Here is a 24,623-nt window from a genome sequence, read left to right as displayed (position 1 = left end):
TTATACACCCAACCGGTTGGTTGGCCCGAGCCGCGGCCGGAAACTACGGCTTCAGCAGGGCGACGACCTTGTTCTCGAGATCGACCGAATCGTCCGAGTGCGGATCCATCACTTCGGTCTTCGGCAGCACTGCCTCGGGGTCGCTGAAGTCCCGGTACGCCTTGTCTCCGGTCAGCTCGTGCAGCAGATAACCGGTGAGCAGCGCGCGCACGATCTTCTGCGTGCCCTTGTCCTCACCCGGCATCTTCACCGCGCGCGCCAGCCGTCGGCCCTCCACCAGGCCACCCGCGGTCACCTTGTTCACCGCACGCAACGTCGCCGGTTTCCACGCCCGCGCCAACTCGACCGCATTCGAGCGCAGCGACATGGGATCGCCCGGATCGGCCAGGATCAGGCCCGGGACCTCCAGAGATGCCGCCGGCTGTTCAGCGGGTGGGCGCGACACGGTCGGGAAGAGCGCGGCCACCGCCTTCAGCCGCCCCGGCATCCCGGCGGCCGTGAACACCGCCGCCGATCCGCCGAACCCGTGCCCGGCGACCGCGAGCTTCGTCGGGTGCACGCTGATCTTGCCGGGACCGAGCCGGACACCGGCGATGATGTCCAGGGTGGTGCCCAGGTCGAAGGCCAGGTTGAGCACTGAGGGTGCGATCCCGGTCTCGGTGTCGGGAGCGGCGGCGACGATGCCCCACGACGCGAGGTGTTCGAGCGTCCCGTTGTAACGCATCCCACTTGCCAGCCAGTCGTGGCCGAACGCCACACCGGGCAGGTTGATCCCCGACTCGGGGGTGTACACCACGCCGGGTAAGCCGGCAAAGCCCAGGTCACCGCGCAGAACGCGGTGCGGGCCGCGGCGGGTCAAAGCCTTGAACAGCTTCTTTGTGCTGGCCACCTGACGACCGTAGCTCACCTCTCCCCGCTCGGCTCTTGCACTACCCTGGTTCTCTATGTGTGGAATCGTCGGCTATGTCGGGCATCGTCCTGCCTGCGCCATCGTGGTCGACGCGCTGCACCGAATGGAATACCGCGGGTACGACTCGGCGGGCATCGCGCTACTCGACGGGCACGGCGGGATGACCGTCCACCGGCGCGCGGGCCGGCTGACCAACCTCGGTGAGGTCCTGGAGTGCTCGGCACCGGACACACTGGTCGGCTGCAGCGGGCTCGGCCACACCCGATGGGCGACGCACGGCCGACCCACCGACCGCAACGCGCACCCGCACCGGGATGCCGACGGCAAGATCGTCGTCGTCCACAACGGGATCATCGAGAACTACGCCCCGCTGCGCGGTGAACTCGAGGCCGAGGGCGTCGAGTTCGCCAGCGACACCGACACCGAGGTCGCCGTCCACCTGGTCGGGCGCCAGTACCGCTACGGCGACACCGCGGGCGATTTCCCGGCCTCGGTGCTGGCCGTGCTGCGTCGGTTGGAGGGGCACTTCACGCTGGTCTTCGCCAACGCCGACGAACCGGGCACGATCGTCGCGGCGCGCCGCTCGACGCCGCTGGTGCTCGGCATCGGCGACGGGGAGATGTTCGTCAGCTCCGACGTCGCGGCGTTCATCGAGCACACCCGCCACGCCGTCGAACTCGGCCAGGATCAAGCCGTCGTGGTCACCGCCGACGGCTACACCGTCAGCGACTTCCACGGCAACACCGATGTGGACTTCCGGGAATTCCACATCGACTGGGACCTGTCGGCCGCCGAGAAGGGCGGCTACGAGTACTTCATGCTCAAGGAGATCGCCGAGCAACCCGCCGCGGTCTCCGACACGCTGCTCGGCCATTTCATCGACGGCCGCATCGTGCTCGACGAGCAGCGCCTCAGCGATCAGGAACTGCGCGACATCGACAAGGTGTTCGTGGTGGCCTGCGGGACGGCGTACCACTCGGGTCTGCTGGCCAAGTACGCGATCGAGCACTGGACACGGCTGCCCGTCGAGATCGAACTCGCCAGCGAGTTCCGCTACCGCGACCCAGTGCTGGACCGCAGCACGCTGGTGGTGGCGATCTCGCAGTCCGGGGAGACTGCCGACACCCTCGAAGCGGTGCGGCATGCCAAGAAGCAGAAGGCCAAGGTGCTGGCGATCTGCAACACGAACGGCAGCCAGATCCCCCGCGAGGCCGACGCGGTGCTCTACACCCGCGCCGGACCCGAGATCGGCGTCGCGGCCACCAAGACGTTCCTCGCCCAGATCGCCGCCAACTATCTCGTCGGGCTGGCCCTGGCCCAGGCCCGCGGCACCAAGTACCCCGACGAGGTGGCGCGGGAGTACCACGAACTCGAGGCCATGCCGAAGCTCGTCGCGCAGGTGCTCAAACAGCTCAACCCGATCGTGGAACTGGCCCACCGTTTCGCCGACAAGCCGACGATCCTGTTCCTCGGCCGGCACGTCGGCTATCCGGTGGCGCTCGAAGGCGCGCTCAAACTCAAGGAGCTGGCGTACATGCACGCCGAGGGCTTCGCCGCCGGTGAGCTCAAACACGGTCCCATCGCGCTGATCGACGAGGGTCTGCCGGTGATCGTGGTGATGCCGTCGCCCAAGGGGGCGTCGATGCTGCACGCCAAGCTGCTGTCGAACATCCGGGAGATCCAGGCCCGCGGCGCGACCACCATCGTGATCGCCGAGGAGGGTGACGACACGGTGCGGCCGTTTGCGGATCACATCTTCGAGATCCCGGCCACCACAACGCTTTACCAACCGCTGCTGTCGACGATCCCGCTGCAGGTGTTCGCCGCGGAGGTCGCCAGGGCGCGCGGCTACGACGTCGACAAACCGCGCAACCTCGCCAAGTCGGTCACCGTCGAATAGTGGCGGCGAGCTGATCGAAGGTCAGTGTCCAGCCGCTGTGGAAGTTCTGGAATTCCGTTGGCGGGAGCTGTGTGTGCTCGATCGACATGAGTGTCTCATCGTCACCGGCCGGGGCGAAGGTGACCTCGACGACGCTGACGATCGTCGGATCGGCCCAGTTGGAGGTGCTCCACGTGAACCGCAGCAGTTGTGGGCGGTCGATCTCGAGGAACTGCCCGGTGATCAGGACCTGCTCGCCCACATGGTCGACATCGAACCGAACGATCCCTCCGACGCGGGCGTCGAGTTGCACATCGACGACGCGGGTCGGATGCGGGCACATCCACTCCTTCAGAGACTCCGGGTCGAGCCACTCGTCGAACACCTCGTCCGGGGGTGCGGGCATCAGGCGCTGCACGCGCACGGTCGGCGCCTCGGTCATTTGGCGCGCCGCTTCCGCGACAGGCGGGCCGCCAACGCGTCGGCCCGGGTGGACCAGAACTGCGTCTGTTCGTCCATCCACTGTGCGGCGCCGGTCAGACCGTCCGGCCGCAGCGACAGCCAGTGTTCGCGGCCGCGCACCTCGCGGGTGACCAGTCCCGCCGATTCCAACACTCCGATGTGGCGGGAGACGCCGGCGAAGGTCATCGGCAGGGGAGCGGCCAGATCGGTGATGCGTGCGTCACCGGCGCGCAGCGCTTCCAGCAGTCGGCGGCGCGTCGGATCGGCGAGCGCGGCATACGCGCGATCCAGCACCTGATCTTCAACCATGTTGTTGACTATAGCGGCCCGGGTGTGGTGTGCTGGGCGAAGTAACGTTCAACTATATTGTTTAATGTTGGTGAGGGGCCGCGATGAGCACACCATCGATCGTGTCGGCGCAGGAATGGCAGGACGCGCACCGGCAGATGCTGGTCAGGGAGAAGGAGATGACGCGCGCCCGGGACGCACTCGCCGCGATGCGCAGGCGGATGCCGTGGATGGCGGTGGACAAGCCGTACGCGTTCGAGGGGCCGAACGGGCCGGCGACGCTGCTCGATCTCTTCGACGGCCGTCGTCAACTGATCGTGTACCGCGCCTTCGTCGAACCGGGTGTGCACGGCTGGCCCGACCACGGCTGTGTGGGCTGTTCGTTGATGGCCGACCACATCGGCAACCTCGCCCACCTCAACGCGCGCGACACCACGCTGGTCTACGCCTCGCGCTCATCGCAGCCGGACCTGGCGCGGGTGAAGGCGCGAATGGGTTGGGACATCCCGTGGTTCACGATCACCGACGACTTCGACGCCGACTTCGGATGCGACCAGTGGCACGGCACCAACGCCTTCATCCGCGACGGCGACCGGGTCTTCCGCACGTACTTCATCAACGACCGCGGCGACGAGGCGTTCGTCAACACCTGGACGTTCCTCGACATGACCGCGCTCGGCCGGCAGGAGACCTGGGAGGACTCGCCGGCGGGCTACCCGCAGGATCCGCCGTATGAATGGTGGTGCTGGCACGACGAATACGGCCAGTCCGAGGAGCGTGGCTGCTGTGTCGACCATTGAGGCGGTGCTGAGTGCCCGGCTCTACCGGGAGTGCTACCAGCGGATCGCCGAGCTGGTCGCCCCGCTCGACGACGCGGGGTGCAACACCCCGGTGCCGGCATGTCCGGCGTGGACGGTACGCGATGTCGTGGCCCACGTCGTCGCGGTCGCCCAGGAATGGTGCGACGGCCGCCTGTCCGGTGTGCCCACCGACGCGTACACCGCCGCGCAGGTCGCCCGATTCGACGAGACCTCGACTGTCGACCTGCTCGCCGCCGGATCCGAGGCGGTGCGGCGCCTGGACGAGTTGGCGCGCAGTCGTGGCCTGGTCGCCCCGGTCGGCGACATCGTCAGCCACGAGCACGACATCCGCGGGGCGCTCGGCCGCCCGGGAGCGCGCGACTCCGCGGCGGTGGGGTACGTGTTCGACCAGTTGGTCGACATGTTGGAGCCGCCCATGGCGCTGTGCGTGATCGTCGAAGACGGCGAGTACCACACCGGACCCGCCGACGGTGATGAACTGCGCTTGCGGACTTCGCGATTCGAAACGCTGCGCTGGCGCACAGGGCGCCGCAGCCACGCGCAACTGGTGGCGATGGACTGGTCGGGTGACCCCGCGCCGGTACTCGACGCGCTCTACCTGTTCGGGCCGGCCGCCACCGACATCGTCGAGTAAGCGCACCCGCACGCACCACCTGCCCACGTAGGGTGTGCGTGATGCGGCACTACTACAGCGCGGAGGCGATCCGCGACGCGGAAGCACCGTTGCTGCAGCGCCTGCCCGACGGCGCTCTCATGCGGCGCGCCGCGTTGGGCCTGGCGACGGCGATCGCCCGCGAACTCACTGCGCGCACCGGTGGCGTCGCCGGCCGGACGGTCTGCGCCGTCGTCGGGTCCGGGGACAACGGCGGGGACGCACTGTGGGCGGCGACGTTGCTGCGCCGGCGTGGGGCTTCGGCCACCGCGGTGCTGCTCAACCCGGACCGCGCACACCCCAAGGGGCTCGCCGCCTTCCGTGGGGTCGGCGGGCGGGTGGTCGAAAAGGTGCCGACAGCAACCGATCTCGTGATCGACGGAGTCGTGGGCATCTCCGGGTCCGGGGCGCTGCGGCCCGCGGCCGCGGAGGTGTTCGCCGCCGTCGACGACGCCGGGATCCCCGTGGTGGCCGTCGACATCCCCAGCGGTCTCGACGTGCAGACCGGCGCCGCGGACGGACCGCACGTGCACGCAGCGCTGACGGTGACGTTCGGCGGGCTCAAACCCGTCCATGCGCTGGGGGAGTGCGGCCGCGTCGAACTCGTCGACATCGGTTTGGATCTGCCGCCCTCGGATGTGCTGGGCATCGAGGCGGCCGACGTGCGGGCCCGGTGGCCGCGGCCCGGACCCAAAGACGACAAGTACACCCAGGGCGTGACCGGCGTGCTGGCCGGTTCGTCGACCTACCCGGGTGCAGCGATCCTGTGCACCGGGGCCGCCGTCGCCGCCACCAGCGGAATGGTCCGTTACGCGGGAAGTGCTGCAGCCGAGGTGGTCTCGCACTGGCCGGAGGTGGTCGCCGCGCCCAGTGCCGCGGCGGCCGGGCGGGTGCAGTCGTGGGTGGTCGGGCCCGGGCTCGGTACCGATGAGGCCGGCGCGGCGGCGCTGTGTTTCGCGCTCGACACCGACCTGCCCGTGATCGTCGACGCCGACGGGCTGACGCTGCTGGCCGCGCACCCCGAACTCGTCGTCGACCGCGGCGCGCCGACCGTGCTCACCCCGCACGCCGGGGAGTTCGCCCGACTGGCCGGATCGCCACCGGGCGACGACCGCGTCCGCGCGGCCCGCAAGGTCGCCGACCAGTTCGGCGCCACCGTGCTGCTGAAGGGCAACGTGACCGTCGTCGCCGAACCCGGTTCGGCGGGCAGGAGCGTAGCGACCGGGGGTAGACCAGGCCGCGCGTACCTCAACCCGGCGGGTGAGGCGTGGGCGGCCACCGCCGGTTCCGGTGACGTGCTGTCCGGGATGATCGGCGCGCTGCTGGCCGCCGGTCTGCCCGCCGGTGAGGCGGCCGCGATGGCCGCGTTCGTCCACGCCCGCGCCGCGAACGCGTCCGCGGCCGACCCCGGCCCACGCCCGGCGCCCACCTCCGCGTCGCGCATCCTGCACCACATCCGCACGGCACTCGGCAGCATCTGACCCCGAAAGGAAACCCAATGTCGCGCACGCACAGTCGCGTCCAGCACGTCTCGCCCGCCTACACCGGCAGGTTGGCGATGGCGCCGGTGCCGTCACTGCGGCTGCCCGACGAGGCGATGGAACCCCAGGCGGCCTACCGGTTCATCCACGACGAACTCATGCTCGACGGCAGCTCGCGGCTCAACCTCGCCACCTTCGTCACCACGTGGATGGACCCCGAGGCCGAGAAGCTGATGGCCGAGACGTTCGACAAGAACATGATCGACAAGGACGAGTACCCGGCGACCGCGGCGATCGAGCAGCGTTGCGTGTGCATGGTGGCCGACCTGTTCCACGCCGAGGATCTGCGCGACGACGACCCGAACAGCGCGATCGGGGTGTCGACGATCGGGTCGAGCGAGGCGGTCATGCTCGCCGGGCTGGCGATGAAATGGCGTTGGCGCCAGCGCCTCGGCGGCGATGCGTGGAAGGGCCGCACCCCGAATCTGGTGATGGGGTCGAACGTCCAGGTGGTGTGGGAGAAGTTCTGCCGCTACTTCGACGTCGAACCGCGCTATCTGCCGATGGAGGACGGTCGCTACGTCATCACTCCGGAGCAGGTGCTCGAGCACGTCGACGAGGACACCATCGGAGTGGTGGCGATCCTGGGCACCACCTACACCGGTGAACTGGAGCCCATCGGGGAGATCTGCGCCGCGCTCGACAAATTGGCCGCAGACGGGGGTGTCGACGTGCCCGTCCACGTCGACGCCGCCAGCGGCGGGTTCGTGGTGCCGTTCCTGCATCCGGATCTGGTGTGGGACTTCCGGTTGCCGCGGGTGGTGTCGATCAACGTCAGTGGACACAAGTACGGGCTCACCTATCCCGGCATCGGGTTCGTGGTGTGGCGCAACGCCGAGCAGCTACCCGAGGAACTGGTGTTCCGGGTCAACTACCTCGGCGGCGACATGCCGACGTTCACGCTGAACTTCTCTCGTCCCGGTAACCAGGTGGTCGGCCAGTATTACAACTTCCTGCGGTTGGGTCGCGGCGGCTACGCGCAGGTCATGCAGTCGCTGTCGCAGACCGCCCGGTGGCTGGGCGACGAACTGCGCGACAGCGAGCATTTCGAGTTGATCACCGACGGTTCGGCGATCCCGGTCGTGAGCTTCCGGTTGAAGGGCGACCCGGGCTACACCGAGTTCGACATCTCGCAGACGTTGCGCTCCTACGGCTGGCAGGTGCCCGCGTACACCATGCCCGAGGGCGCCGAGGACGTCACGGTGCTCAGGGTCGTGGTACGCGAGGGGTTTTCCGCCGATCTGGCCCGCGCGCTGCGCGACGACATGGTCACGGTGCTCAAGCATCTCGACGAGCTCAAGCCGGGTGGCCACTTCGATGAGGTGCAGCCGTTCGCCCATTAGAAGGGCGGCCACAGGTAACCGGCGACGAGCGGTGCCCGCAGCTCATGGAACCCTGGGAGCGCGGAAGCGACCATCCGCGCACGGCAACGTACAGAGCCGGAGGGGTTGGTACTTGCTGCCGTCCGGTCAGGTCACCGGCGGCGGTGGTGCTTGTCTCGCGACTGGGGCGGGGGCTGGTGGACACGACAGGCCCAGCACTGTGATGACGCCGTTGGCGCATCGAACCTTGGGACCGGTACAGAATGGGCCTTCCTTTGTGCCGCCGGGCGGGCACGGTGGCGAGGGGCCATGGCTCAGGGGCGTCACGTCGCCCGTCACTGCGGGGACGATGTCCTGGGGTCCTGCGGCCTCCTCGCGCGGACTCAGTGGTTCGCCGAAAGCCAGCGTGAGCGTGGCCAGAGCAATCGCTGCTGCGACGAAGAACATGCGTGGAAGCCTCATGATTTCCTCCAAACTCCTACGGTAGCCGCGCAGAGCGTTCAGCGAGCGAGCTTCCGAAGAGGTTATTCAGCAAAAGTCTCGCCGAATCCTCCAACGATCATTGCGACCCCCGCACGCGATCCGCCCCGGCGGCGATCCCCTCCTGGATAACCGGCCGCGCCGCACCTGGCGACCGGGTTCTGGGAGAATCGAGCGCGGTGACATGACCATGCAGACATCCGAGACGACCGTGACCCCCACCGCGCAGGTGGTCGTCGACCTCGACGCGATCTCACACAACGTGGCGCTTCTGCGTGACCGCGCTGGATCTGCCCAGGTGATGCCGGTGCTCAAGGCCGACGGCTACGGACACGGCGCCACCGAAGTCGCGAAGGTCGTCCTCGACGCCGGGGTCACCGAACTCGGCGTGGCCACCGTCGGCGAGGCGCTCGCACTGCGCGCCGACGGCATCACCGCACCGGTGCTGGCGTGGCTGCACGGCCCGGGCACCGACTTCGCCCCGGCGGTGCAGGCCGACATCCAACTCGCCGTGTCCTCGGTGCGTCAGCTCGGCGAGATCCTCGACGCCGTCCACCGCACCGGGATGACGGCCACCCTCACCGTGAAGGCCGACACCGGGCTGAGCCGCAACGGGGTGAGCCCCGCCGAATACCCGGCACTGCTGCAACGCCTGGCCAAGGCGCAAGCCGAGGACGCGGTGCGGGTACGCGGCATCATGTCGCATCTGGCGTGCGGAGACGAACCCGACAACCCCACCAACGACCGGCAGGCGCAGCGGTTGACGGACATGCGGCGCCAGGCCGCTGACGCCGGCGTGACGTTCGAGGTCGCGCATCTGTGCAACTCACCGGCCGCGATGACCCGACCCGACCTCGCCTTCGACATGGTCCGCCCCGGGATCGCCGTGTATGGGCAGACCCCGATCCCCGCGCTCGGCGACATGGGTCTGCGTCCCGCGATGACGTTGAGATGTCCGGTCGCGCAGACCCGTTCGATCAAGGCCGGTGACGGGGTGTCCTACGGCCACACCTGGATCGCCCAGCGTGACACCACGGTCGCGCTGCTCCCGATCGGCTACGCCGACGGGGTGTACCGCTCGCTGAGTGGGCGCCTGCAGGTGCTGATCAACGGCCGGCTGCGGCCCGGGGTGGGACGGATCTGCATGGACCAGTTCGTCGTCGACCTCGGACCCGGGCCCGTCGACGTCAGCGACGGCGACGAGGCCATCCTGTTCGGCCCCGGGACCCGCGGCGAACACACCGCCCAGGACTGGGCCGAGATCATCGGCACCATCAACTACGAGATCGTCACCAGCCCCCGCGGCCGGGTCGTCCGCACCTACCGACGGGAAAGCCGTTGATCGACAACGAGAACAGGCGACGTGGAAACGCCGGCTGGCTGGCCGGCGCCGCGGGACTGGCGGCGGTCGGCTCACTGGCCGGGGTGACCGTGGCCCGCTCGGTGGCGCGCCGCGTCACCGATGACGACCCCTATTCGGCCGAGGATTTCGAGCTGCTCGACGCCGACCGCAGCTCGGTCGTCACCACCACCGACGGTGTGCCGCTGGCCGTACGCGAGGTCGGCCCCGCCGACGCTCCGCTCACGGTCGTCTTCGCCCACGGCTTCTGTCTTCGCATGGGCGCCTTCCACTTCCAGCGCGCCCGCCTGTCGGAGCAGTGGGGTGACCAGGTCCGGATGGTGTTCTACGACCAACGCGGCCACGGCCAGTCCGGCGAGGCGCCCCCCGACACCTACACCGTCACCCAGCTCGGCCAGGACCTCGAAGCGGTGCTGGCGGTGGTCGCCCCGCGCGGTCCGGTGGTGCTGGTCGGCCACTCGATGGGCGGCATGACGGTGCTCTCGCACGCACGGCAGTACCCGCAGCGCTATCCCACCCGCGTCGTCGGTGCCGCGATCATCTCCTCGGCCGCCGAGGGCGTATCCCGTTCACCGCTCGGTGAGATCCTGAAAAACCCTGCGCTGGAAGCGGTCCGATTTGCGGCGCGCTACGCACCTGGCACCGTGCACCGCACCCGCGGGGTGGCCCGGGCGGTGATCGGCCCGATCCTGCGCGCGGCGTCCTACGGTGACGAGAAGATCAGCCCGAGCGTCGTCGCGTTCTCCGAGAAGATGATGCACGACACGCCGATTCCCACACTGGTCGAGTTCCTGCACGCGCTGGAGGTGCACGACGAGACGGGCGGCCTGACCACCCTGGCGAAGGTCCCGACGTTGATCGCCTGCGGTGACCGTGATCTGCTCACCCCGATGGAGTACTCGCAGGAGATGGCCGCCGCGCTGCCCAAGTCCGAGCTCGTGATCGTCGACGGCGCCGGGCATCTGGTGCAGCTCGAGCATCCGGAGCAGATCGACGATGCGCTGGTCCGGCTGGTCGAGCGGGCCACACCGTCCAGACTCGTCGCACTGACGCGGCGGATCCGCGACCGGGCGCGGTCCCGTGACTGACCGGCAGAGCGGCACCGCCGAACTGGCCACCGCGCAGGACACCATGGCGCTGGGCGCCCGGCTCGGCGCACACCTGCACGCCGGTGACGTCGTCGTGCTCTCCGGACCGCTCGGTGCGGGAAAGACAGTGCTGGCCAAGGGAATCGCCGAAGCGATGGACGTCGAGGGTCCGGTCACCTCGCCCACGTTCGTGCTCGCGCGAGTGCACCGCGCGCGGCAACCGGGCCGGCCGGCCATGGTCCACGTCGACATGTATCGGCTGCTCGACCACCCCGGCACCGACCTGCTCGCCGAACTCGACTCACTCGACCTCGACACCGATCTCGACGATGCCGTCGTCGTGGTCGAGTGGGGTGAGGGCGTCGCCGAGCGGCTCTCCGACAGCCACCTCGACATCCGGCTGGAACGCGCCGTGGACACCGAGGCGCGCACCGCCATCTGGCAGTGGAGCCGACAGTGAGCGCGCTCGTGCTGGCCATCGACACCGCCACCCCCGCCGTCACCGCCGGGGTGGTGCGCCGGGGCGACGACGGGCTGAGCGTGCTCGCCGAGCGGGTGACCGTGGACCCGCGGGCGCACGCCGAACGGCTGACCCCCAACGTGCTGGCCGCCGTGCGCGACGCGGGGATCACCGTCGACGACTTCACCGCCGTGGTGGTCGGCTGCGGGCCCGGCCCGTTCACCGGCCTGCGCGTCGGAATGGCCACCGCCGCCGCCTACGGACACGCCCTGGGCATCCCGGTGTACGGGGTGTGCAGCCTCGACGCCATCGGGGTGGCGACGTCCGGCGAGGCGCTCGTCGTGACCGACGCCCGTCGTCGCGAGGTGTACTGGGCGCGTTACCGCGACGGCGTCCGGGTCGACGGCCCCGCGGTCAACGCACCCGCCGACGTACCGCCCGGCGCCACCGTGGCGGCCGGATCACCGGACCACGCAGCGCTTTTCGATGTCACCGTCGTCGGCCCGCAGTACCCGTCGGTCGAGGGCCTGGTCCGTGCCGTCACCGACTGGGCAGCGGAGCCGGATGCGCTGGTGCCGCTGTACCTGCGCCGCCCCGACGCGACGCCGCGCGCCGAGCAGACACGCCGGTGAGCGTCACCTACGGCGCCCTCACCGAAGACGACGCCGCCCGGTGCGCCGATCTGGAGGCCCAACTCTTCCCCGGCGACGATCCATGGCCCGCGCGGGCGTTCCTCGCCGAACTGAGCGCACCGCACAACCACTACGTCGCCGCCCGCGCCGACGACATCCTCGTCGGCTACGGCGGTATCGCCCGGCTGGGCCGAAAAGAGCCGTACGAGTACGAGATCCACACCATCGGAGTGGACCCCGACTATCAGGGTCGCGGAATCGGCCGCCGTATGCTCGAACAGCTGCTCGAGGTCGCCGACGGCGGTGTGATCTTCCTCGAGGTGCGCACCGACAACGAACCGGCCATCGCGCTGTACGAGAGCGTCGGGTTCACCCGGGTGGGGCTGCGCAGGCGCTACTACCGGGTCAGCGGCGCCGACGCCTATACGATGAGGCGAGACCCACCGAGCGTTGCGAAGCGAGAAGTGCCGTGATCATCCTGGCCATCGAGAGCTCCTGCGACGAGACCGGTGTCGGCATCGCCGAACTGAGCGAAGACGGCACGGTGACGCTGTTGGCCGACGAGGTGGCGTCCAGCGTCGACGAGCACGCGCGCTTCGGTGGCGTGGTGCCCGAGATCGCCTCACGAGCCCACCTCGAGGCGCTCGGCCCGACCATGCGGCGCGCGCTCGACACCGCAGGCGTCGGTAGACCCGATGTCGTCGCCGCCACGATCGGGCCCGGGCTGGCCGGCGCTCTGCTGGTGGGAGTGGCTGCGGCCAAGGCGTATTCGGCGGCATGGCAGGTGCCGTTCTACGGGGTCAACCACCTCGGCGGGCACCTTGCCGCCGACGTCTACGACCACGGACCGCTGCCCGAGAGCGTCGGCCTGCTGGTCTCCGGCGGCCACACCCACCTGCTGCACGTGCGGTCGCTGGGGGAGCCGATCATCGAACTCGGCAGCACGGTCGACGACGCGGCGGGGGAGGCCTACGACAAGGTGGCGCGCCTGCTCGGGCTCGGCTACCCCGGCGGCAAGGTGCTCGACGACCTGGCCCGCCAGGGCGACCGCGAGGCGATCGTGTTCCCGCGCGGCATGACGGGGCCTCGCGACGATCCGTTCGCGTTCAGCTTCTCGGGTCTCAAGACCGCGGTCGCCCGCTACGTCGAGAGTCATCCCGAGGCGTCGCAGGCCGACGTCGCGGCGGGTTTCCAGGAGGCGGTGGCCGACGTGCTCACCCGCAAGGCGGTGCGGGCGGCCGAGACACTCGGCGTCTCCACACTGCTCATCGCGGGCGGGGTGGCGGCCAACTCGCGGCTGCGGGAACTGGCCGAACAGCGGTGTGCCGAGGCCGGACTGACGCTGCGGATCCCGCGGCCACGGCTGTGCACCGACAACGGCGCGATGATCGCCTCGTTCGCCGCACACCTCATCGCGGCGGGCGCACCGCCCTCACCGCTGGAGGCGGCCAGCGATCCGGGTCTGCCGGTGGTGCGGAGCCAGGTGGCGTGAACAGAGTCGAGCAGGTCCTGGCGATCCACGAACTGCTCTACCGCTACGCCGAACTGGTCGACGCCGGGGACTTCGACGGGGTGGGCCTGCTGCTCGCGCGGGGTTCGTTCGCCGGTGTCGCGGGCGCCGGGCCGATTGCGGAACTGTTCGCGGCCACGACCAGGCGCTATGCCGAGCACGGCAACACCCCGCGAACGCGGCATCTCGTGCTCAACCCGATCGTCGACGTCGACGGCGACACCGCGTCCGCACGGTCGACCTTCTGCGTCGTGCAGGCGACCGAGACGGTGCCGCTGCAGCCCATCGTCGTCGGCCGCTATCACGACACGTTCGCCCGCGACGGGGACGGCTGGCACTTCACCGCCCGCGAAGTCGACGTGGAGCACATCGGGGACGTCTCGGCCCACCTTCTGATCAACCCGCGCGACTTCGACCGACAGGCACCACCCAGCCTTGAGTGCTAGCACTCGCATGTATAGAGTGCTAGGTGGCAGGCGGCCAACCCCTGTGTCGGCACCCGCGACGACGGCGCTCGGGACCGGACGCATGCCGATCATCTGTAAACGCTGGAAAACATTCAGGTCCGGGACCACCTGGACCTACACCGAACTAGTGGAGGGCTCCATCGTGGCGAGCGTGAACATCAAGCCACTCGAGGACAAGATCCTCGTCCAGGCCAACGAGGCCGAGACCACGACCGCTTCCGGTCTGGTCATCCCGGACACCGCCAAGGAGAAGCCGCAGGAGGGCACCGTTGTCGCCGTCGGCCCCGGCCGCTGGGACGACGAGGGCGAAAAGCGGATCCCGCTGGACGTGTCCGAGGGCGACACCGTGATCTACAGCAAGTACGGCGGCACCGAGATCAAGTACAACGGCGAGGAGTACCTGATCCTCTCGGCCCGCGACGTGCTGGCTGTCGTCAACAAGTAAGCACCCGTGTCCGCCCCGGAGATCCCCGTATTGCACGGGTGATGTCCGGGGCGGCATGCGTTGCATGCCAAAAACAGGAAGACACATATGAGCAAGCAGATCGAATTCAACGAAACTGCGCGCCGCGCAATGGAGATCGGCGTAGACAAGCTCGCCGACGCGGTGAAGGTGACCCTGGGGCCGCGCGGTCGCAACGTGGTGCTCGCCAAGTCGTGGGGCGGCCCGACCGTCACCAACGACGGTGTCACCATCGCCCGTGAGATCGACCTCGAGGATCCGTTCGAGAACCTCGGCGCCCAATTGGTCAAGTCGGTGGCGACCAAGACCAACGACGTCGCCGGCGACGGCACCACCACCGCCACCGTGCTGGCGCAGGCGCTGGTGCGCGCCGGTCTGCGCAACGTCGCGGCCGGCGCCAACCCGATCGCCCTGGGCGCGGGGATCAGCAAGGCCGCCGACGCCGTGTCCGAGGCGCTGCTGGCCGCGGCCACCCCCGTCGACGACAAGAGCGGTATCGCCCAGGTCGCCACGGTCAGCTCACGCGACGAGCAGATCGGCGAGCTGGTCGGCGAGGCGATGACCAAGGTCGGCCACGACGGTGTCGTGACCGTCGAGGAGTCCTCGACCCTGAACACCGAACTCGAGGTCACCGAGGGCGTCGGCTTCGACAAGGGGTTCATCTCGGCGTACTTCGTCACCGACTTCGACTCCCAGGAAGCGGTGCTCGAGGACGCGCTGGTGCTGCTGCACCGCGAGAAGGTCAGCTCGCTGCCGGACCTGCTGCCGCTGCTGGAGAAGGTCGCCGAAGCCGGTAAGCCGCTGCTGATCATCGCCGAGGACGTCGAGGGTGAGGCGCTGTCCACACTGGTGGTCAACGCGATCCGTAAGACGCTCAAGGCCGTCGCCGTCAAGGCGCCGTTCTTCGGTGACCGTCGCAAGGCGTTCCTCGACGACCTCGCCGTCGTCACCGGCGGCCAGGTGATCAACCCCGACGTCGGCCTGGTGCTGCGCGAGGTCGGCCTCGACGTCCTGGGCACCGCGCGCCGCGTGGTGGTCACCAAGGACAGCACCGTGATCGTCGACGGCGGCGGCAGCGCCGACGCCATCGCCGACCGGGCCAAACAGCTGCGGGCCGAGATCGAGGCGACCGACTCCGACTGGGATCGCGAGAAGCTCGAGGAGCGGCTGGCCAAGCTGGCCGGCGGCGTCGCGGTGATCAAGGTCGGTGCGGCCACCGAGACCGATCTGAAGAAGCGCAAGGAAGCCGTCGAGGACGCGGTCTCCGCGGCCAAGGCGGCCGTCGAAGAGGGCATCGTCACCGGCGGCGGTGCCGCCCTGGTGCAGGCCCGCAAGGCGCTGGACAGCCTGCGGGGCTCGGTCTCCGGCGACGAGGCGCTCGGTGTCGAGGTGTTCAACTCCGCGCTGTCGGCTCCGCTGTACTGGATCGCCACCAACGCCGGGCTCGACGGTTCGGTCGTGGTGAACAAGGTCAGCGAACTGCCTGCGGGACAGGGCTTCAACGCCGCGACGCTCGAGTTCGGCGACCTGCTCGCCGACGGCGTCGTCGACCCGGTCAAGGTGACGCGATCGGCGGTGCTCAACGCCGCGTCGGTCGCCCGCATGGTGCTCACCACCGAGACCGCGATCGTCGACAAGCCGGCCGAGGAAGAGGATCACGGCCACGGCCACCATCACGGCCACGCTCACTGAGTAGTCCGCACGACGCACCCCCGGTCCTGTTGGGCCGGGGGTGCGTTCGTTGGGCGTAGAAGTCTTCAGATGCGCCGACCCCGGCAGCGCTCAGGGAGCCGCCGCTCTCTTGCGCGGCTTGGCGGAGCGGGGTGGTCGGGCGCGCATGTGCCCGAGAGTGCGGCTCATGATGTCGCCCAGGGTGCGCACGTCGTCGTCGGACAGGGAGTCGAACAGCAGCTCCCGGACAATCTCGACGTGGCCGGGTAGGACCTTCGCGACACGGGCTCGACCCTCCTCGGTGATGAGGACGAGCGTGGCGCGCTGGTCGTGCGCGCTGGGTTCGCGGGTGATGAGCCGGGCCCTCTCGAGCAATCCCGCCTGATGCGTCAGGCCGCTGCGGCTGTACACCACACCGTCGGCCAGTTCCGTCATGGTCAGTGGGCGATCGGCGTCGACGAGTTTGGCCAGGATCTCGAACTGCACATAGCTGAGGTCGCCCTCGGCCCGCAGTTGTTCCTGCACCGCGTACTGGAGCACGCTGACCGCCTCGGTCAGGGCGAAGTAGGTGCGCAGCTGGGCGGGTCCGAGCGCTTCATCCATGTATGGAGCATATTGCTTCGAATTCAAAGCGATGTGACCGCAATCACATATAAGTGTGGATTGCTTCGAACTCGAAGCGAGTTACATCAGACAGATGCTTCGAAGTAGAAGTAACCAATTCAAGGAGGACACCCATGAAGGCAGCGCGATTCCATCGGTACGGCGGCGCCGAGGTGCTGCAGTACGAGGACGTACAGCGGCCGACGCCGGGTCCCGCCGACGTGGTGGTGGAGGTGGCCGGCACCTCGTTCAACCCCGTGGACGCCGGTATCCGCGGCGGCTATCTGTCCGAGGTCTTCCCGATCACCTTCCCGCACACGCCGGGCATCGATGTCGCGGGCACGATCGTCCAGATCGGTGACGGGGTGACGCGATGGAAGGTCGGGGACGAGGTCGTCGGAATGCTCCCCATGGCGGACCCCGGTGCCGCCGCTGACTACGCGGTGGCACCGGCGGACGTCTTGGCCCCCGCGTCGCGGTCGGTGGCGCTGGCGGACGCGGCCGCCCTGCCGACCGTCGGATTGACCGCGTGGCAGGCCCTTTTCGAGATCGCCGCGCTGAGGGCGGGGCAGACGATCCTCGTCAACGGTGCGGGGGGAGCGGTCGGGGGTTATGCGGTTCAGCTTGCCAAGCAAGCCGGGGCCGTCGTGACCGCGACGGCGAAGCCGGCCGGCGCGGACCGTCTGCGCCGCTTCGGAGCCGACCGACTCATCGACTACATCGACTACACGACCACTCCGCTCGCCGTGGAGGGGCAGCCGTTCGATGTGGTGCTCAACCTGGTCAGCACTACGCCGGACGAGACCGCCGCCCTCGCAGGCGTCGTCGCCGACGGCGGATTCCTGGTGGGGACCATGACCTCTGGGCCGGAGGATCCCCAGCGCGGGTTGCGCACACAGCGGGTCTTCGTGCGCAGCGACGCCACACAACTGGCGAATCTCGTCAGCCGCGTCGACGCAGGGGAACTGGAGGTCCATGTCGCCGAACGCCGCCCGCTGAACGAGATCGCCGCGGTGCACGCGGACGCCGACGCCGGGCGCCTCCCCGGCAAGACCGTCCTCGTTCCCGTCAGCGGGTGAGGTCTCTCTCGCGAATCTCAGCCTCTCGGAGGGCATCCCACCCCCGGTCCACTGGGCCGGGGGTGTTTTCGTCTGTCCTGCCGGCGCCCGAGATGACGACCATCGGCCCTATTGACGTGCGAGGCCGGAGCGCATCCTGAGGGCGAGCCATTCCAGGCTCGTCTCCGCGCTCAACCCTCGAGGAGTGACCATGGCAGAGGACACCGAGAAGACTCCGGACGAACGACCGTCGGACCTGGCGGAACGTGCGGTGGCGATGTCCGAGGAAGTCCTCAAATCAGTCGAAGCCGGCCAACGGAACGCGATCGAGGCCGTACGCAAGTTCGTTGGCGCCGTGGAAGAGTCGTTACCCGGGCATGGCGACGACCATCCGTCGAGGCGCGAGAACATCGTCAACGCCGCCCTGAACATGGCCGACGATCTCGTCAAGACGCAGTACGAGTTCATCCGCAGCGTCGTCGGCAACGCCAGTGAGACGCTGAGGAAGCAGAGCGACGACAAGCCAGATGCTCAGTAGGAAGAAGGAGACCACGTTGGGCCAACGATCTGCTGTCACCTCCGTCGGATCACTCGACCTCGATCGCTATTGCGGCCTGTGGTACGAGATCGGCAGGCTCCCACTCCGATGGGAGGACGACACCGCCGCCGACATCACCGCCGACTACACGCTCGAGGACGACGGAAGCGTGCGCGTCGTCAACCGTTGCATCGACAAGAGCGGTGCGCCGTCGCAGGCGATCGGCCGCGCGACACCGGTGCACGGCAAACCGGGCCGGTTGCAGGTCTCGTTCCTTCCGGAGTTGCTGCGGTGGGTGCCGTTTACGAAGGGCGACTATTGGGTCTTGAAGATCGATGACGCCTACACGGTCGCCCTTGTGGGCACACCCGACCACAAGAACCTGTGGCTCATCGCTCGCGAACCGCGCATCGATCCCGCCATCGAAGCGGCCTACCTGGACGAAGCGACCCGGCAGGGGTTCGATCTCGAACGTTGGATCACCCCCGTGCAGTCGGGTCAGCACGTCACCGACGATCAGCTCAAAGGCTGACCCCGGTTCGCGACGTGCGTTGAGCGAAAATGGAGGAGCGATGGCGCAATTGGTGACCCGTCGTGCCGTACTGGTCGCGCTCGGTGCGGTCGCCGCGGGCAGCGTCCTCGGTGTCGGGTATGTGTTCCGCAACATCTTCGATTCGCCCGCCCCGGAGTCCCGGCTCACGGGTGGCCCCGGCGGCGGGATGATGGGTATGGACCCCGCGGATATGCGTACGTACATGGAGATGTTCAACCGCCACAACGAGATCACGCGCACTGTCGAGGAGATCCCCGGCGGCGTGCGCACCGTGACCGAGTCGGACTCGGCCGATCTCACCGCGCAACTTCAGGCGCACGTGTCGCGGATGTACTCGCGGGTCGGGGAGGGCGCCGAGGTGATGTGCATGAGCAGCAGCCTGCCGACACTGTTCCGCAACGCAGACGGCTACCGACGCCGGCTCACCCTGACACCGACCGGCGTCGCCGCGGAGGAGACCGCCGACGATCCCGCGATCGTCCAAGCTATCCGCGACCATGCCCGGGAGGTCACCGGATTCGTCCGCGACGGGATGCCGGCGATGATGGGACCGATGATGGGGCGCGGCGGGATGATGCACGGCGGGCACGGCGGGATGATGGGGCCGCGCTGAGGTCAGCCTTCGTGCGGGGTCTTCCGCATGAATTTGTAGAGGTGGTGGCTGTACACCTGCAGCCCCAGCACCGCTTCGACGTACTCACGACGCTCGGGTGTGGTCACCCCGGCGCTCAGCGCGCCGATCCGGTCGAGGCGCCGCTGCAGTTGCTCCCGCAGTTCGGCGGACAGGAAGGCGTGGAGGTCGTCGATCGATCGCTGCTCGATCGCCCGCTCCGCCAACGGGATCACCGGTCCGACGTCCAGGCCGGCGGGTTTGAGTCCGGTGAACGGCGCCCCCTCACCCGCTCGATGCAACCGGACCACGGTGCCGAAGAAGTACAGGTCGGCGACCTCGTGCGCGAAGTGCCCACCCTCGGCCTGCGCGGCCCGGGTGCGCTCGAACGCCGCTCGCACCTCTTCCTCGGCGGCTTGCGGGACGAACGGCAGTACCAGGTCGACGTTCTGTTCGGTCAAGGCCGCCTTGGCCGCGGTGACGACGGGACCGTCCAGAGAATCGCAGTGCGGAGGCATACTCCGATACTTCGCGCTCCACGGCTGTGGGCCAGAGGCGAAAGACCCGGACCGCAGGTGACGTCGGCCCCTCGCAACCACGGTTCGTGTCTGCTGCATCCGCTGGTGTACCCTGGGCCGCGTGAACATCGGTGTGCGTGCCAGCTATTGGCGCTTTATCAAGGCTCCGGGCGGAGCCGATAAAGCGCAGCGCTAAGCACGCATCCACCCGGAGCCCAGGCAGTGACCACACGGTCGCTGCCTTTCGTCATTCAAGGGCACCGGACCGTCACGCAGGTGCCCATCCCCAGAAAGGCACCTCGAGAATGAACCTGGCGCAGATCGCCACCCCGCCGGCCACCTCCGACCGGCGCATCCGCAGCTTCAGCGCGATTCCCAGCCCGCACGAGGTGCTCGCGGAGTTCCCGCTGGGTGCCCGGCGCGCCGAGCGGGTGGCCCGCGACCGCACCGAGATCGCCGACATCCTCGCCGGCCGCGACGACCGACTGCTGGTCGTGGTCGGTCCGTGCTCGGTGCACGATCCGGTCGCCGCGCTGGACTACGCAAGCCGGCTCGCGAAGATCGCCGACGAACTCGGCGACCGGCTCAAGATCGTCATGCGCGTGTACTTCGAGAAGCCGCGGACGACGATCGGATGGAAGGGGCTGATCAACGATCCGGGGATGGACGGCACGTTCGATGTGTCGCGCGGTCTGCGCACCGCCCGCCAGCTGCTGCTCGACATCATCGACATCGGCCTACCCGTCGGATGCGAGTTCCTGGAACCGACCAGCCCGCAGTACATCGCCGACGCCGTCGCCTGGGGTGCCATCGGCGCCCGCACGACCGAATCGCAGGTGCACCGCCAACTCGCGTCGGGTCTGTCGATGCCCGTCGGCTTCAAGAACGGCACCGACGGCAACATCCAGGTGGCCGTCGACGGGGTGAAGGCCGCCGCGGCCCAGCACGTCTTCTTCGGGATGGACGACTCCGGCCGTGGCGCGGTCGTGAGCACCGAGGGCAACGAGGACTGCCACGTCATCCTGCGCGGCGGTACCGACGGACCCAACTACGACGCGGATGCCGTGCAGGCCGCCGCCGCCAAGCTGACCGCCGCCGGACTGCCGGGACGGGTCGTCGTCGACTGCAGCCACGCCAACTCCGGCAAGGACCACGTCCGCCAGGCGGCGGTGGCCGCCGAGGTGGCCCAGCTGATCCGCGAGGGGCTTCCGGTCAGTGGGGTGATGCTGGAGAGCTTCCTGGTCGGGGGTGCGCAGTCCGCCGAGTCGCGGCCGCTCACCTACGGGCAATCGGTCACCGACAAATGCATGGACTGGACCGCGACGGATCTGGTGCTGCGAGAACTGGCGGCGCGCTAGGCGGCCGTGGAATCCGTCGTCCGAGAACGGAGACGCCCCATCCCGGCGTTTGCTGAGATGGGGCGTTCTCGTTCGCTGAACGGCTCGGTCAGGCGGTCCGACGAATACCGCGCTTGAGCAACATCTCGCGCTCGGATTCGCTCAGCCCACCCCAGATTCCGTATGGCTCGCCGACTGCGAGTGCATGTGAACGGCATTGGGCGATCACGGGGCAGCGCCGGCACATTTCCTTGGCCCGCATTTCCCGCTGGGCGCGGGCCCGGCCACGCTCGCCATCGGGGTGGAAAAACATCGAAGAATCGACACCCCGGCAAAGTCCATGCATCTGCCAATCCCAGATGTCGGCGTTGGGTCCGGGCAGCTGCTGCGGCTGAGGCATGGGAAAACCCCTCTCTAAACACCCATTTCGGGAACGAAATAGAGCGTGCGTCGTGGAACAGATCCGAGCACTTGTCGCCGATGACCACTCGTGCACACAACGTAGAAGGGCGAAAGAATTTCCGTCAATAGCGCGATCATGTGCTCAATCGCATAACCGCAGCTCAAGAATTTACGTCACGTTCATCCTTCTGACTTGCCGTCGGCGCGAAACGTGCTAACCGCCGAGGTGCGACGGCCCTGACGACGGTTTTCGGGCAGTTCACTCCCATTGGCCAATGGCAGAGTCGGCCTGCCGTTTAACGCGGCCGTAACTCGTCGCGCACAAAGAGTTAACCGCTCGAGCGATCGTCAGTCGTCTCGATTTGCCGCTGACCCGAGCCGAGCGGCGTTGGTAGCGTCGCAGGCCCATGACCAGCCCGCTACTCGACGCCGCCTTCGGCGGTCGGCCGGACCGATGGCCGCTGCCCCCGCCGGCCGATGCGCACGACCTGTGGTTACGGGCGGTGGCCGCCGGCGGGCAGGGCCGCTACGCCGTCGCGCTCGCCGATCTGACCGCGCTGGACCGCTGCCGGGGGCCTGCCCCGCGATCACTGGCAATGAGCACCAGGGCGTCGTTTCTGCGCCAACTGGGCGGGCACCGCCCGGCCGCCGGATGGGACGGCCGGGCGTTACTGGCCGCGGATACGGACGCCGCAGTCGCCGACGCGCTGATCGGCCTCGCGGCCGACGCGCTCGGAGTCGGCCGGTTCGCGGCGTCGCAGCGGCTGCTGGACCGCGCGGGCGCGGTGGTCGAGTCCGCGGACGACGCCCGCCTACCCGTGCGGCTGCAGTGGGTCAGAGCCGAACTGGCGATGGTCCGGGGCGACGGCGCGACGGCCGTCGAGCACGCCGAAGGCGCCGTCGCGGCGGCCGCGGCGTTCACCTCGGTCCGGCACCGCCTCAAATCCGACGTGGTGCTCGCCGCGGCGCTGTGCAGCCATGGCGAACTCGACCGTTGCCGGGCGATCTCCGACGCCGCGCTCGACCGGGCGGGCGAATTGGGACTGGTACCGCTGCGCTGGGCGCTGGCGAGCCTGCTCGCCGACATCGGGAGCGCGGCGTACACGCCGGGCGAGGTCACCGACTTTCGCGACACCAGCGCAGATACTGTGCGACACAGGGGCGGTGTGTGGTCTGATCGCTAGTCCGGGTGGCGCCCGTAGGCATCGTTATTGTTTAGCTGAGCCAGACCGTCGGATACGCCGTTCGTAACGTTGGAGAACACACCCACGATGACACTTTCGGGAGATCGTCTCGATGCTGTCGTCGCTGAGGCAGTGGCGGGCAATCGAGATGCACTCCGGGAAGTGCTGGAGACCATTCGACCGATCGTCGTGCGGTACTGCCGAGCCAGGATCGGCGCGACGGAACGAAGTGGTCTGTCCGCAGACGACGTTGCGCAGGAGGTGTGCTTGGCCGCCATCACGGCGCTGCCGCGCTACAAGGATCAGGGACGACCGTTCCTCGCCTTCGTGTATGGCATCGCAGCGCACAAGATCGCGGACGCCCACCGAGCGGCGAGCCGAAACAAATCCGACCCCACCGACGTGGTGCCGGAACGGTTCTCCGGCGAGGCGGGCCCCGAACAGCTGGCCATCAACGCCGAATCGTCGGCCCGGATGGAGAAGCTGCTCGGTGTGCTGCCGGACAAGCAGCGCGAGATCCTCATCCTGCGCGTCGTCGTCGGCATGAGCGCCGAAGAGACCGCCGAGGCCGTCGGGAGCACCGCCGGAGCGGTCCGCGTGGCCCAGCACCGCGCGCTGGCGCGACTCAAGGCCGAGATCATCGCAACGGGGCACGACCATGCCTGACTTCACACGCCGAGCACTCGACGGGGGCGATCCGTCGCTGCCCGAGATCAACCAGACCGACCGCCTACTCGACGCGCTCGCCGGCGAACAGCCGGTGTACTCGTACGACTCCGGCGAGGCCGAGCTGGCCTACCTGCTGGCCGGCTGGCGCGACGAGATCCGTCAGCCTCCGATGGCCGGCGTCGTCACACCGCGTGACGCGGCGATCGCGCTGGACCGCGCCACCGCGACCAGTCAGCGCCGCCGGTTCTCGTTGGCCGTCGTCGGCTCCGTGGCCGCGGCGGTGCTGTGTCTGGGCGGCTTCGGATCGGTGGTCTACGGCGCCGGGCCGGGCGACCCGCTGTACGGCGTGCGCACCATGCTCTTCGGCGACCAGCAGGCCACCCGCGACGATCAGGTCGCGCTGGCCGCCCAGACCCAGATGGCCCAGGTGCAGCAGCTCATCGAGCAGGGCGACTGGACCGCCGCGCAGGACAAGCTGCAGACGCTCACGACCACCGTCGCCGCGGTCGAGGACACCAGCCGTCAGCAGGAGCTCGTCGACCAGTGGCAGCAGCTGTCGGTGAAGGTGGAAACCCGCGACCCCGCCGCGACGGTGCCGCCGGACGCCCCGCCGGTGGTGCTGCCCGAGGTGCCCTCGGACCTGCCGCTGCCCGCGCTGCTCTCACCGGACGCCACGCCGCCGTCGGACGGCACCTCGCCGGCCACGCCGCCGTCGTCCACGGATCCGTCGGGAGCGCCCACGACCTCTGTGCCGTCGACCACAGTGCCGTCGACCACAGTGCCTCCGACCTCGGTGCCGCCGCCTCCGTCGTCGGCCCCGTCGACGGCGCCCACCTCGGCGCCGTCCTCGTCGGCTGCCGCCGAGCCCGGAACGACCACCCGCGCGCCCGTCGAACTGCCGCCGCCGTCCTCGGCGCCGGTGACGACGACACAGCCGACGACTTCGCCCGCGCCGGCCGTGACCGTCCCCCCGACGACGATCACATCGACGGTCGCGCCGCCGGTGGCGGAGCCCGAGGTGGAGGTCGAGGTGCCGACTCAGTCGGCGCCGACCGTCGAACGTCCGCAGGTCGCGGCGCCCGTGATCACGACGACGGTCGCGTTACCGATGCCGGGCAGCGCGGCAGAAGAAGAGTGACGAACCG

At 69.0% G+C, this 24,623-nt stretch carries 28 protein-coding genes; 22 read left to right on the top strand and 6 right to left on the bottom strand.

Translation table 11 applies throughout. From position 1 onward, the window contains the following. Positions 1 to 43: 43 nt before the first annotated feature. A complete protein-coding gene (locus G6N49_RS17440) occupies positions 44 to 889 on the bottom strand; it encodes a dienelactone hydrolase family protein (RefSeq protein WP_041309495.1) in 846 nt (281 codons plus the stop codon). A gap of 55 nt (positions 890 to 944) precedes the next feature. Between G6N49_RS17440 and glmS the strand changes: the two genes are divergently transcribed. Next, on the top strand, positions 945 to 2,810 hold the full coding sequence (gene glmS, locus G6N49_RS17435) for a glutamine--fructose-6-phosphate transaminase (isomerizing) (protein WP_011558551.1): 1,866 nt from the start codon (positions 945 to 947) through the stop codon (positions 2,808 to 2,810). On the opposite strand, the gene G6N49_RS17430 is transcribed toward glmS, so the two are convergent. Beyond that, positions 2,797 to 3,231, bottom strand: a complete 435-nt coding sequence (locus G6N49_RS17430) for an SRPBCC family protein (RefSeq protein ID WP_011854871.1) — start codon at positions 3,229 to 3,231, stop codon at positions 2,797 to 2,799. The two genes, glmS and G6N49_RS17430, sit on opposite strands and share 14 nt — an antisense overlap. Further along, the gene (locus tag G6N49_RS17425) at positions 3,228 to 3,560 is read right to left on the bottom strand and encodes an ArsR/SmtB family transcription factor (protein ID WP_011558553.1); all 333 of its coding nucleotides are present in this window, start codon (positions 3,558 to 3,560) and stop codon (positions 3,228 to 3,230) included. Before G6N49_RS17425 ends, G6N49_RS17430 begins: the two co-directional genes overlap by 4 nt. Before the next feature lie 83 nt (positions 3,561 to 3,643). Here G6N49_RS17425 and G6N49_RS17420 point away from each other — a divergent pair, with 83 nt between their 5' ends. From G6N49_RS17420 to groL, 13 genes are all read left to right on the top strand, one after another. Beyond that, on the top strand, positions 3,644 to 4,339 hold the full coding sequence (locus G6N49_RS17420; RefSeq protein WP_011854872.1) for a DUF899 domain-containing protein: 696 nt from the start codon (positions 3,644 to 3,646) through the stop codon (positions 4,337 to 4,339). After that, the gene (locus G6N49_RS17415; protein WP_234786825.1) at positions 4,326 to 4,994 is read left to right on the top strand and encodes a maleylpyruvate isomerase N-terminal domain-containing protein; all 669 of its coding nucleotides are present in this window, start codon (positions 4,326 to 4,328) and stop codon (positions 4,992 to 4,994) included. The genes G6N49_RS17420 and G6N49_RS17415 overlap by 14 nt, the downstream gene beginning before the upstream one ends. A 41-nt stretch (positions 4,995 to 5,035) precedes the next feature. After that, positions 5,036 to 6,493, top strand: coding sequence for a bifunctional ADP-dependent NAD(P)H-hydrate dehydratase/NAD(P)H-hydrate epimerase (locus G6N49_RS17410; protein ID WP_011558556.1), 1,458 nt, complete (start codon positions 5,036 to 5,038; stop codon positions 6,491 to 6,493). 17 nt (positions 6,494 to 6,510) lie between these two features. Continuing rightward, positions 6,511 to 7,896, top strand: coding sequence for a glutamate decarboxylase (locus G6N49_RS17405; RefSeq protein ID WP_011558557.1), 1,386 nt, complete (start codon positions 6,511 to 6,513; stop codon positions 7,894 to 7,896). 649 nt (positions 7,897 to 8,545) lie between these two features. Beyond that, a complete protein-coding gene (gene alr, locus G6N49_RS17400; protein ID WP_011558558.1) occupies positions 8,546 to 9,697 on the top strand; it encodes an alanine racemase in 1,152 nt (383 codons plus the stop codon). Then, positions 9,694 to 10,803, top strand: a complete 1,110-nt coding sequence (locus G6N49_RS17395) for an alpha/beta fold hydrolase (RefSeq protein ID WP_011558559.1) — start codon at positions 9,694 to 9,696, stop codon at positions 10,801 to 10,803. Before alr ends, G6N49_RS17395 begins: the two co-directional genes overlap by 4 nt. Beyond that, positions 10,796 to 11,263 carry a tRNA (adenosine(37)-N6)-threonylcarbamoyltransferase complex ATPase subunit type 1 TsaE gene (gene tsaE, locus G6N49_RS17390; protein WP_011558560.1) on the top strand — a complete coding sequence of 156 codons (468 nt, stop codon included), beginning with the start codon at positions 10,796 to 10,798 and terminating at the stop codon, positions 11,261 to 11,263. The genes G6N49_RS17395 and tsaE overlap by 8 nt, the downstream gene beginning before the upstream one ends. Next, the gene (gene tsaB, locus G6N49_RS17385; protein WP_011854873.1) at positions 11,260 to 11,895 is read left to right on the top strand and encodes a tRNA (adenosine(37)-N6)-threonylcarbamoyltransferase complex dimerization subunit type 1 TsaB; all 636 of its coding nucleotides are present in this window, start codon (positions 11,260 to 11,262) and stop codon (positions 11,893 to 11,895) included. The genes tsaE and tsaB overlap by 4 nt, the downstream gene beginning before the upstream one ends. Beyond that, positions 11,892 to 12,368, top strand: a complete 477-nt coding sequence (gene rimI / locus G6N49_RS17380) for a ribosomal protein S18-alanine N-acetyltransferase (RefSeq protein ID WP_011854874.1) — start codon at positions 11,892 to 11,894, stop codon at positions 12,366 to 12,368. The genes tsaB and rimI overlap by 4 nt, the downstream gene beginning before the upstream one ends. Then, positions 12,365 to 13,387 carry a tRNA (adenosine(37)-N6)-threonylcarbamoyltransferase complex transferase subunit TsaD gene (tsaD, locus tag G6N49_RS17375; RefSeq protein WP_011854875.1) on the top strand — a complete coding sequence of 341 codons (1,023 nt, stop codon included), beginning with the start codon at positions 12,365 to 12,367 and terminating at the stop codon, positions 13,385 to 13,387. Before rimI ends, tsaD begins: the two co-directional genes overlap by 4 nt. Further along, positions 13,384 to 13,851 carry a nuclear transport factor 2 family protein gene (locus G6N49_RS17370; RefSeq protein ID WP_011854876.1) on the top strand — a complete coding sequence of 156 codons (468 nt, stop codon included), beginning with the start codon at positions 13,384 to 13,386 and terminating at the stop codon, positions 13,849 to 13,851. The genes tsaD and G6N49_RS17370 overlap by 4 nt, the downstream gene beginning before the upstream one ends. Positions 13,852 to 14,014: 163 nt before the next feature. Next, positions 14,015 to 14,317: a co-chaperone GroES gene (gene groES / locus G6N49_RS17365; protein ID WP_041310041.1), complete on the top strand. Its 303-nt coding sequence runs from the start codon at positions 14,015 to 14,017 to the stop codon at positions 14,315 to 14,317. An 87-nt stretch (positions 14,318 to 14,404) separates the two neighbouring features. Further along, a complete protein-coding gene (gene groL / locus G6N49_RS17360; protein ID WP_011558566.1) occupies positions 14,405 to 16,027 on the top strand; it encodes a chaperonin GroEL in 1,623 nt (540 codons plus the stop codon). 90 nt (positions 16,028 to 16,117) lie between these two features. On the opposite strand, the gene G6N49_RS17355 is transcribed toward groL, so the two are convergent. Then, positions 16,118 to 16,609 (bottom strand): MarR family winged helix-turn-helix transcriptional regulator, encoded by a 492-nt coding sequence (locus G6N49_RS17355; RefSeq protein WP_011558567.1) that lies wholly within the window; start codon positions 16,607 to 16,609, stop codon positions 16,118 to 16,120. A gap of 134 nt (positions 16,610 to 16,743) precedes the next feature. On the opposite strand from G6N49_RS17355, the gene G6N49_RS17350 reads away from it, so the two are divergent. The 4 genes from G6N49_RS17350 to G6N49_RS17335 all read left to right on the top strand — a co-directional run bounded on the left by G6N49_RS17350 (position 16,744) and on the right by G6N49_RS17335 (position 19,371). Next, a complete protein-coding gene (locus tag G6N49_RS17350) occupies positions 16,744 to 17,688 on the top strand; it encodes an NADP-dependent oxidoreductase (RefSeq protein WP_011854877.1) in 945 nt (314 codons plus the stop codon). A gap of 190 nt (positions 17,689 to 17,878) precedes the next feature. Next, positions 17,879 to 18,205 (top strand): hypothetical protein, encoded by a 327-nt coding sequence (locus G6N49_RS17345; protein ID WP_011558568.1) that lies wholly within the window; start codon positions 17,879 to 17,881, stop codon positions 18,203 to 18,205. A 16-nt stretch (positions 18,206 to 18,221) separates the two neighbouring features. After that, positions 18,222 to 18,737: a lipocalin family protein gene (locus tag G6N49_RS17340; RefSeq protein ID WP_011854878.1), complete on the top strand. Its 516-nt coding sequence runs from the start codon at positions 18,222 to 18,224 to the stop codon at positions 18,735 to 18,737. A 40-nt stretch (positions 18,738 to 18,777) separates the two neighbouring features. Beyond that, on the top strand, positions 18,778 to 19,371 hold the full coding sequence (locus G6N49_RS17335; protein WP_049771500.1) for a hypothetical protein: 594 nt from the start codon (positions 18,778 to 18,780) through the stop codon (positions 19,369 to 19,371). A 2-nt stretch (positions 19,372 to 19,373) separates the two neighbouring features. On the opposite strand, the gene G6N49_RS17330 is transcribed toward G6N49_RS17335, so the two are convergent. Next, entirely contained in the window at positions 19,374 to 19,886 is a 513-nt protein-coding gene (locus tag G6N49_RS17330; protein ID WP_225891900.1) for a DUF6448 family protein, read from the bottom strand. 305 nt (positions 19,887 to 20,191) lie between these two features. Here G6N49_RS17330 and G6N49_RS17325 point away from each other — a divergent pair, with 305 nt between their 5' ends. Beyond that, on the top strand, positions 20,192 to 21,244 hold the full coding sequence (locus G6N49_RS17325; RefSeq protein ID WP_011854880.1) for a 3-deoxy-7-phosphoheptulonate synthase: 1,053 nt from the start codon (positions 20,192 to 20,194) through the stop codon (positions 21,242 to 21,244). A gap of 88 nt (positions 21,245 to 21,332) precedes the next feature. Here G6N49_RS17325 and G6N49_RS17320 read toward each other — a convergent pair whose 3' ends face one another. Further along, complete coding sequence (locus G6N49_RS17320) at positions 21,333 to 21,623, bottom strand: WhiB family transcriptional regulator (protein ID WP_011558573.1); 291 nt, start codon at positions 21,621 to 21,623, stop codon at positions 21,333 to 21,335. A 409-nt stretch (positions 21,624 to 22,032) separates the two neighbouring features. Here G6N49_RS17320 and G6N49_RS17315 point away from each other — a divergent pair, with 409 nt between their 5' ends. The 3 genes from G6N49_RS17315 to G6N49_RS17305 all read left to right on the top strand — a co-directional run bounded on the left by G6N49_RS17315 (position 22,033) and on the right by G6N49_RS17305 (position 24,616). Beyond that, a complete protein-coding gene (locus tag G6N49_RS17315; protein ID WP_083044981.1) occupies positions 22,033 to 22,809 on the top strand; it encodes a hypothetical protein in 777 nt (258 codons plus the stop codon). An 87-nt stretch (positions 22,810 to 22,896) separates the two neighbouring features. Then, the gene (locus G6N49_RS17310) at positions 22,897 to 23,475 is read left to right on the top strand and encodes a sigma-70 family RNA polymerase sigma factor (RefSeq protein ID WP_011854882.1); all 579 of its coding nucleotides are present in this window, start codon (positions 22,897 to 22,899) and stop codon (positions 23,473 to 23,475) included. Then, a complete protein-coding gene (locus G6N49_RS17305) occupies positions 23,468 to 24,616 on the top strand; it encodes an anti-sigma-D factor RsdA (RefSeq protein WP_011854883.1) in 1,149 nt (382 codons plus the stop codon). The genes G6N49_RS17310 and G6N49_RS17305 overlap by 8 nt, the downstream gene beginning before the upstream one ends. Positions 24,617 to 24,623 lie beyond the last annotated feature (7 nt).

The organism is Mycolicibacterium monacense (assembly GCF_010731575.1).
Taxonomy (GTDB): Bacteria; Actinomycetota; Actinomycetes; order Mycobacteriales; family Mycobacteriaceae; genus Mycobacterium; species Mycobacterium monacense.
Note: the sequence above shows the minus strand (reverse complement) of the source record. Positions and strands in the feature narration are given on the sequence as shown.

Coding starts and splice junctions, on each gene's coding strand:
- glmS (WP_011558551.1), top strand. CDS start 945: ATGTGTGGAATCGTCGGCTATGTCGGGCATCGTCCTGCCTGCGCCATC.
- G6N49_RS17430 (WP_011854871.1), bottom strand. CDS start 3,231: ATGACCGAGGCGCCGACCGTGCGCGTGCAGCGCCTGATGCCCGCACCC.
- G6N49_RS17425 (WP_011558553.1), bottom strand. CDS start 3,560: ATGGTTGAAGATCAGGTGCTGGATCGCGCGTATGCCGCGCTCGCCGAT.
- G6N49_RS17420 (WP_011854872.1), top strand. CDS start 3,644: ATGAGCACACCATCGATCGTGTCGGCGCAGGAATGGCAGGACGCGCAC.
- G6N49_RS17410 (WP_011558556.1), top strand. CDS start 5,036: ATGCGGCACTACTACAGCGCGGAGGCGATCCGCGACGCGGAAGCACCG.
- G6N49_RS17405 (WP_011558557.1), top strand. CDS start 6,511: ATGTCGCGCACGCACAGTCGCGTCCAGCACGTCTCGCCCGCCTACACC.
- alr (WP_011558558.1), top strand. CDS start 8,546: ATGCAGACATCCGAGACGACCGTGACCCCCACCGCGCAGGTGGTCGTC.
- groL (WP_011558566.1), top strand. CDS start 14,405: ATGAGCAAGCAGATCGAATTCAACGAAACTGCGCGCCGCGCAATGGAG.
- G6N49_RS17355 (WP_011558567.1), bottom strand. CDS start 16,609: ATGGATGAAGCGCTCGGACCCGCCCAGCTGCGCACCTACTTCGCCCTG.
- G6N49_RS17350 (WP_011854877.1), top strand. CDS start 16,744: ATGAAGGCAGCGCGATTCCATCGGTACGGCGGCGCCGAGGTGCTGCAG.
- G6N49_RS17345 (WP_011558568.1), top strand. CDS start 17,879: ATGGCAGAGGACACCGAGAAGACTCCGGACGAACGACCGTCGGACCTG.
- G6N49_RS17335 (WP_049771500.1), top strand. CDS start 18,778: ATGGCGCAATTGGTGACCCGTCGTGCCGTACTGGTCGCGCTCGGTGCG.
- G6N49_RS17330 (WP_225891900.1), bottom strand. CDS start 19,886: ATGCCTCCGCACTGCGATTCTCTGGACGGTCCCGTCGTCACCGCGGCC.
- G6N49_RS17325 (WP_011854880.1), top strand. CDS start 20,192: ATGAACCTGGCGCAGATCGCCACCCCGCCGGCCACCTCCGACCGGCGC.
- G6N49_RS17320 (WP_011558573.1), bottom strand. CDS start 21,623: ATGCCTCAGCCGCAGCAGCTGCCCGGACCCAACGCCGACATCTGGGAT.
- G6N49_RS17315 (WP_083044981.1), top strand. CDS start 22,033: ATGACCAGCCCGCTACTCGACGCCGCCTTCGGCGGTCGGCCGGACCGA.
- G6N49_RS17310 (WP_011854882.1), top strand. CDS start 22,897: ATGACACTTTCGGGAGATCGTCTCGATGCTGTCGTCGCTGAGGCAGTG.
- G6N49_RS17305 (WP_011854883.1), top strand. CDS start 23,468: ATGCCTGACTTCACACGCCGAGCACTCGACGGGGGCGATCCGTCGCTG.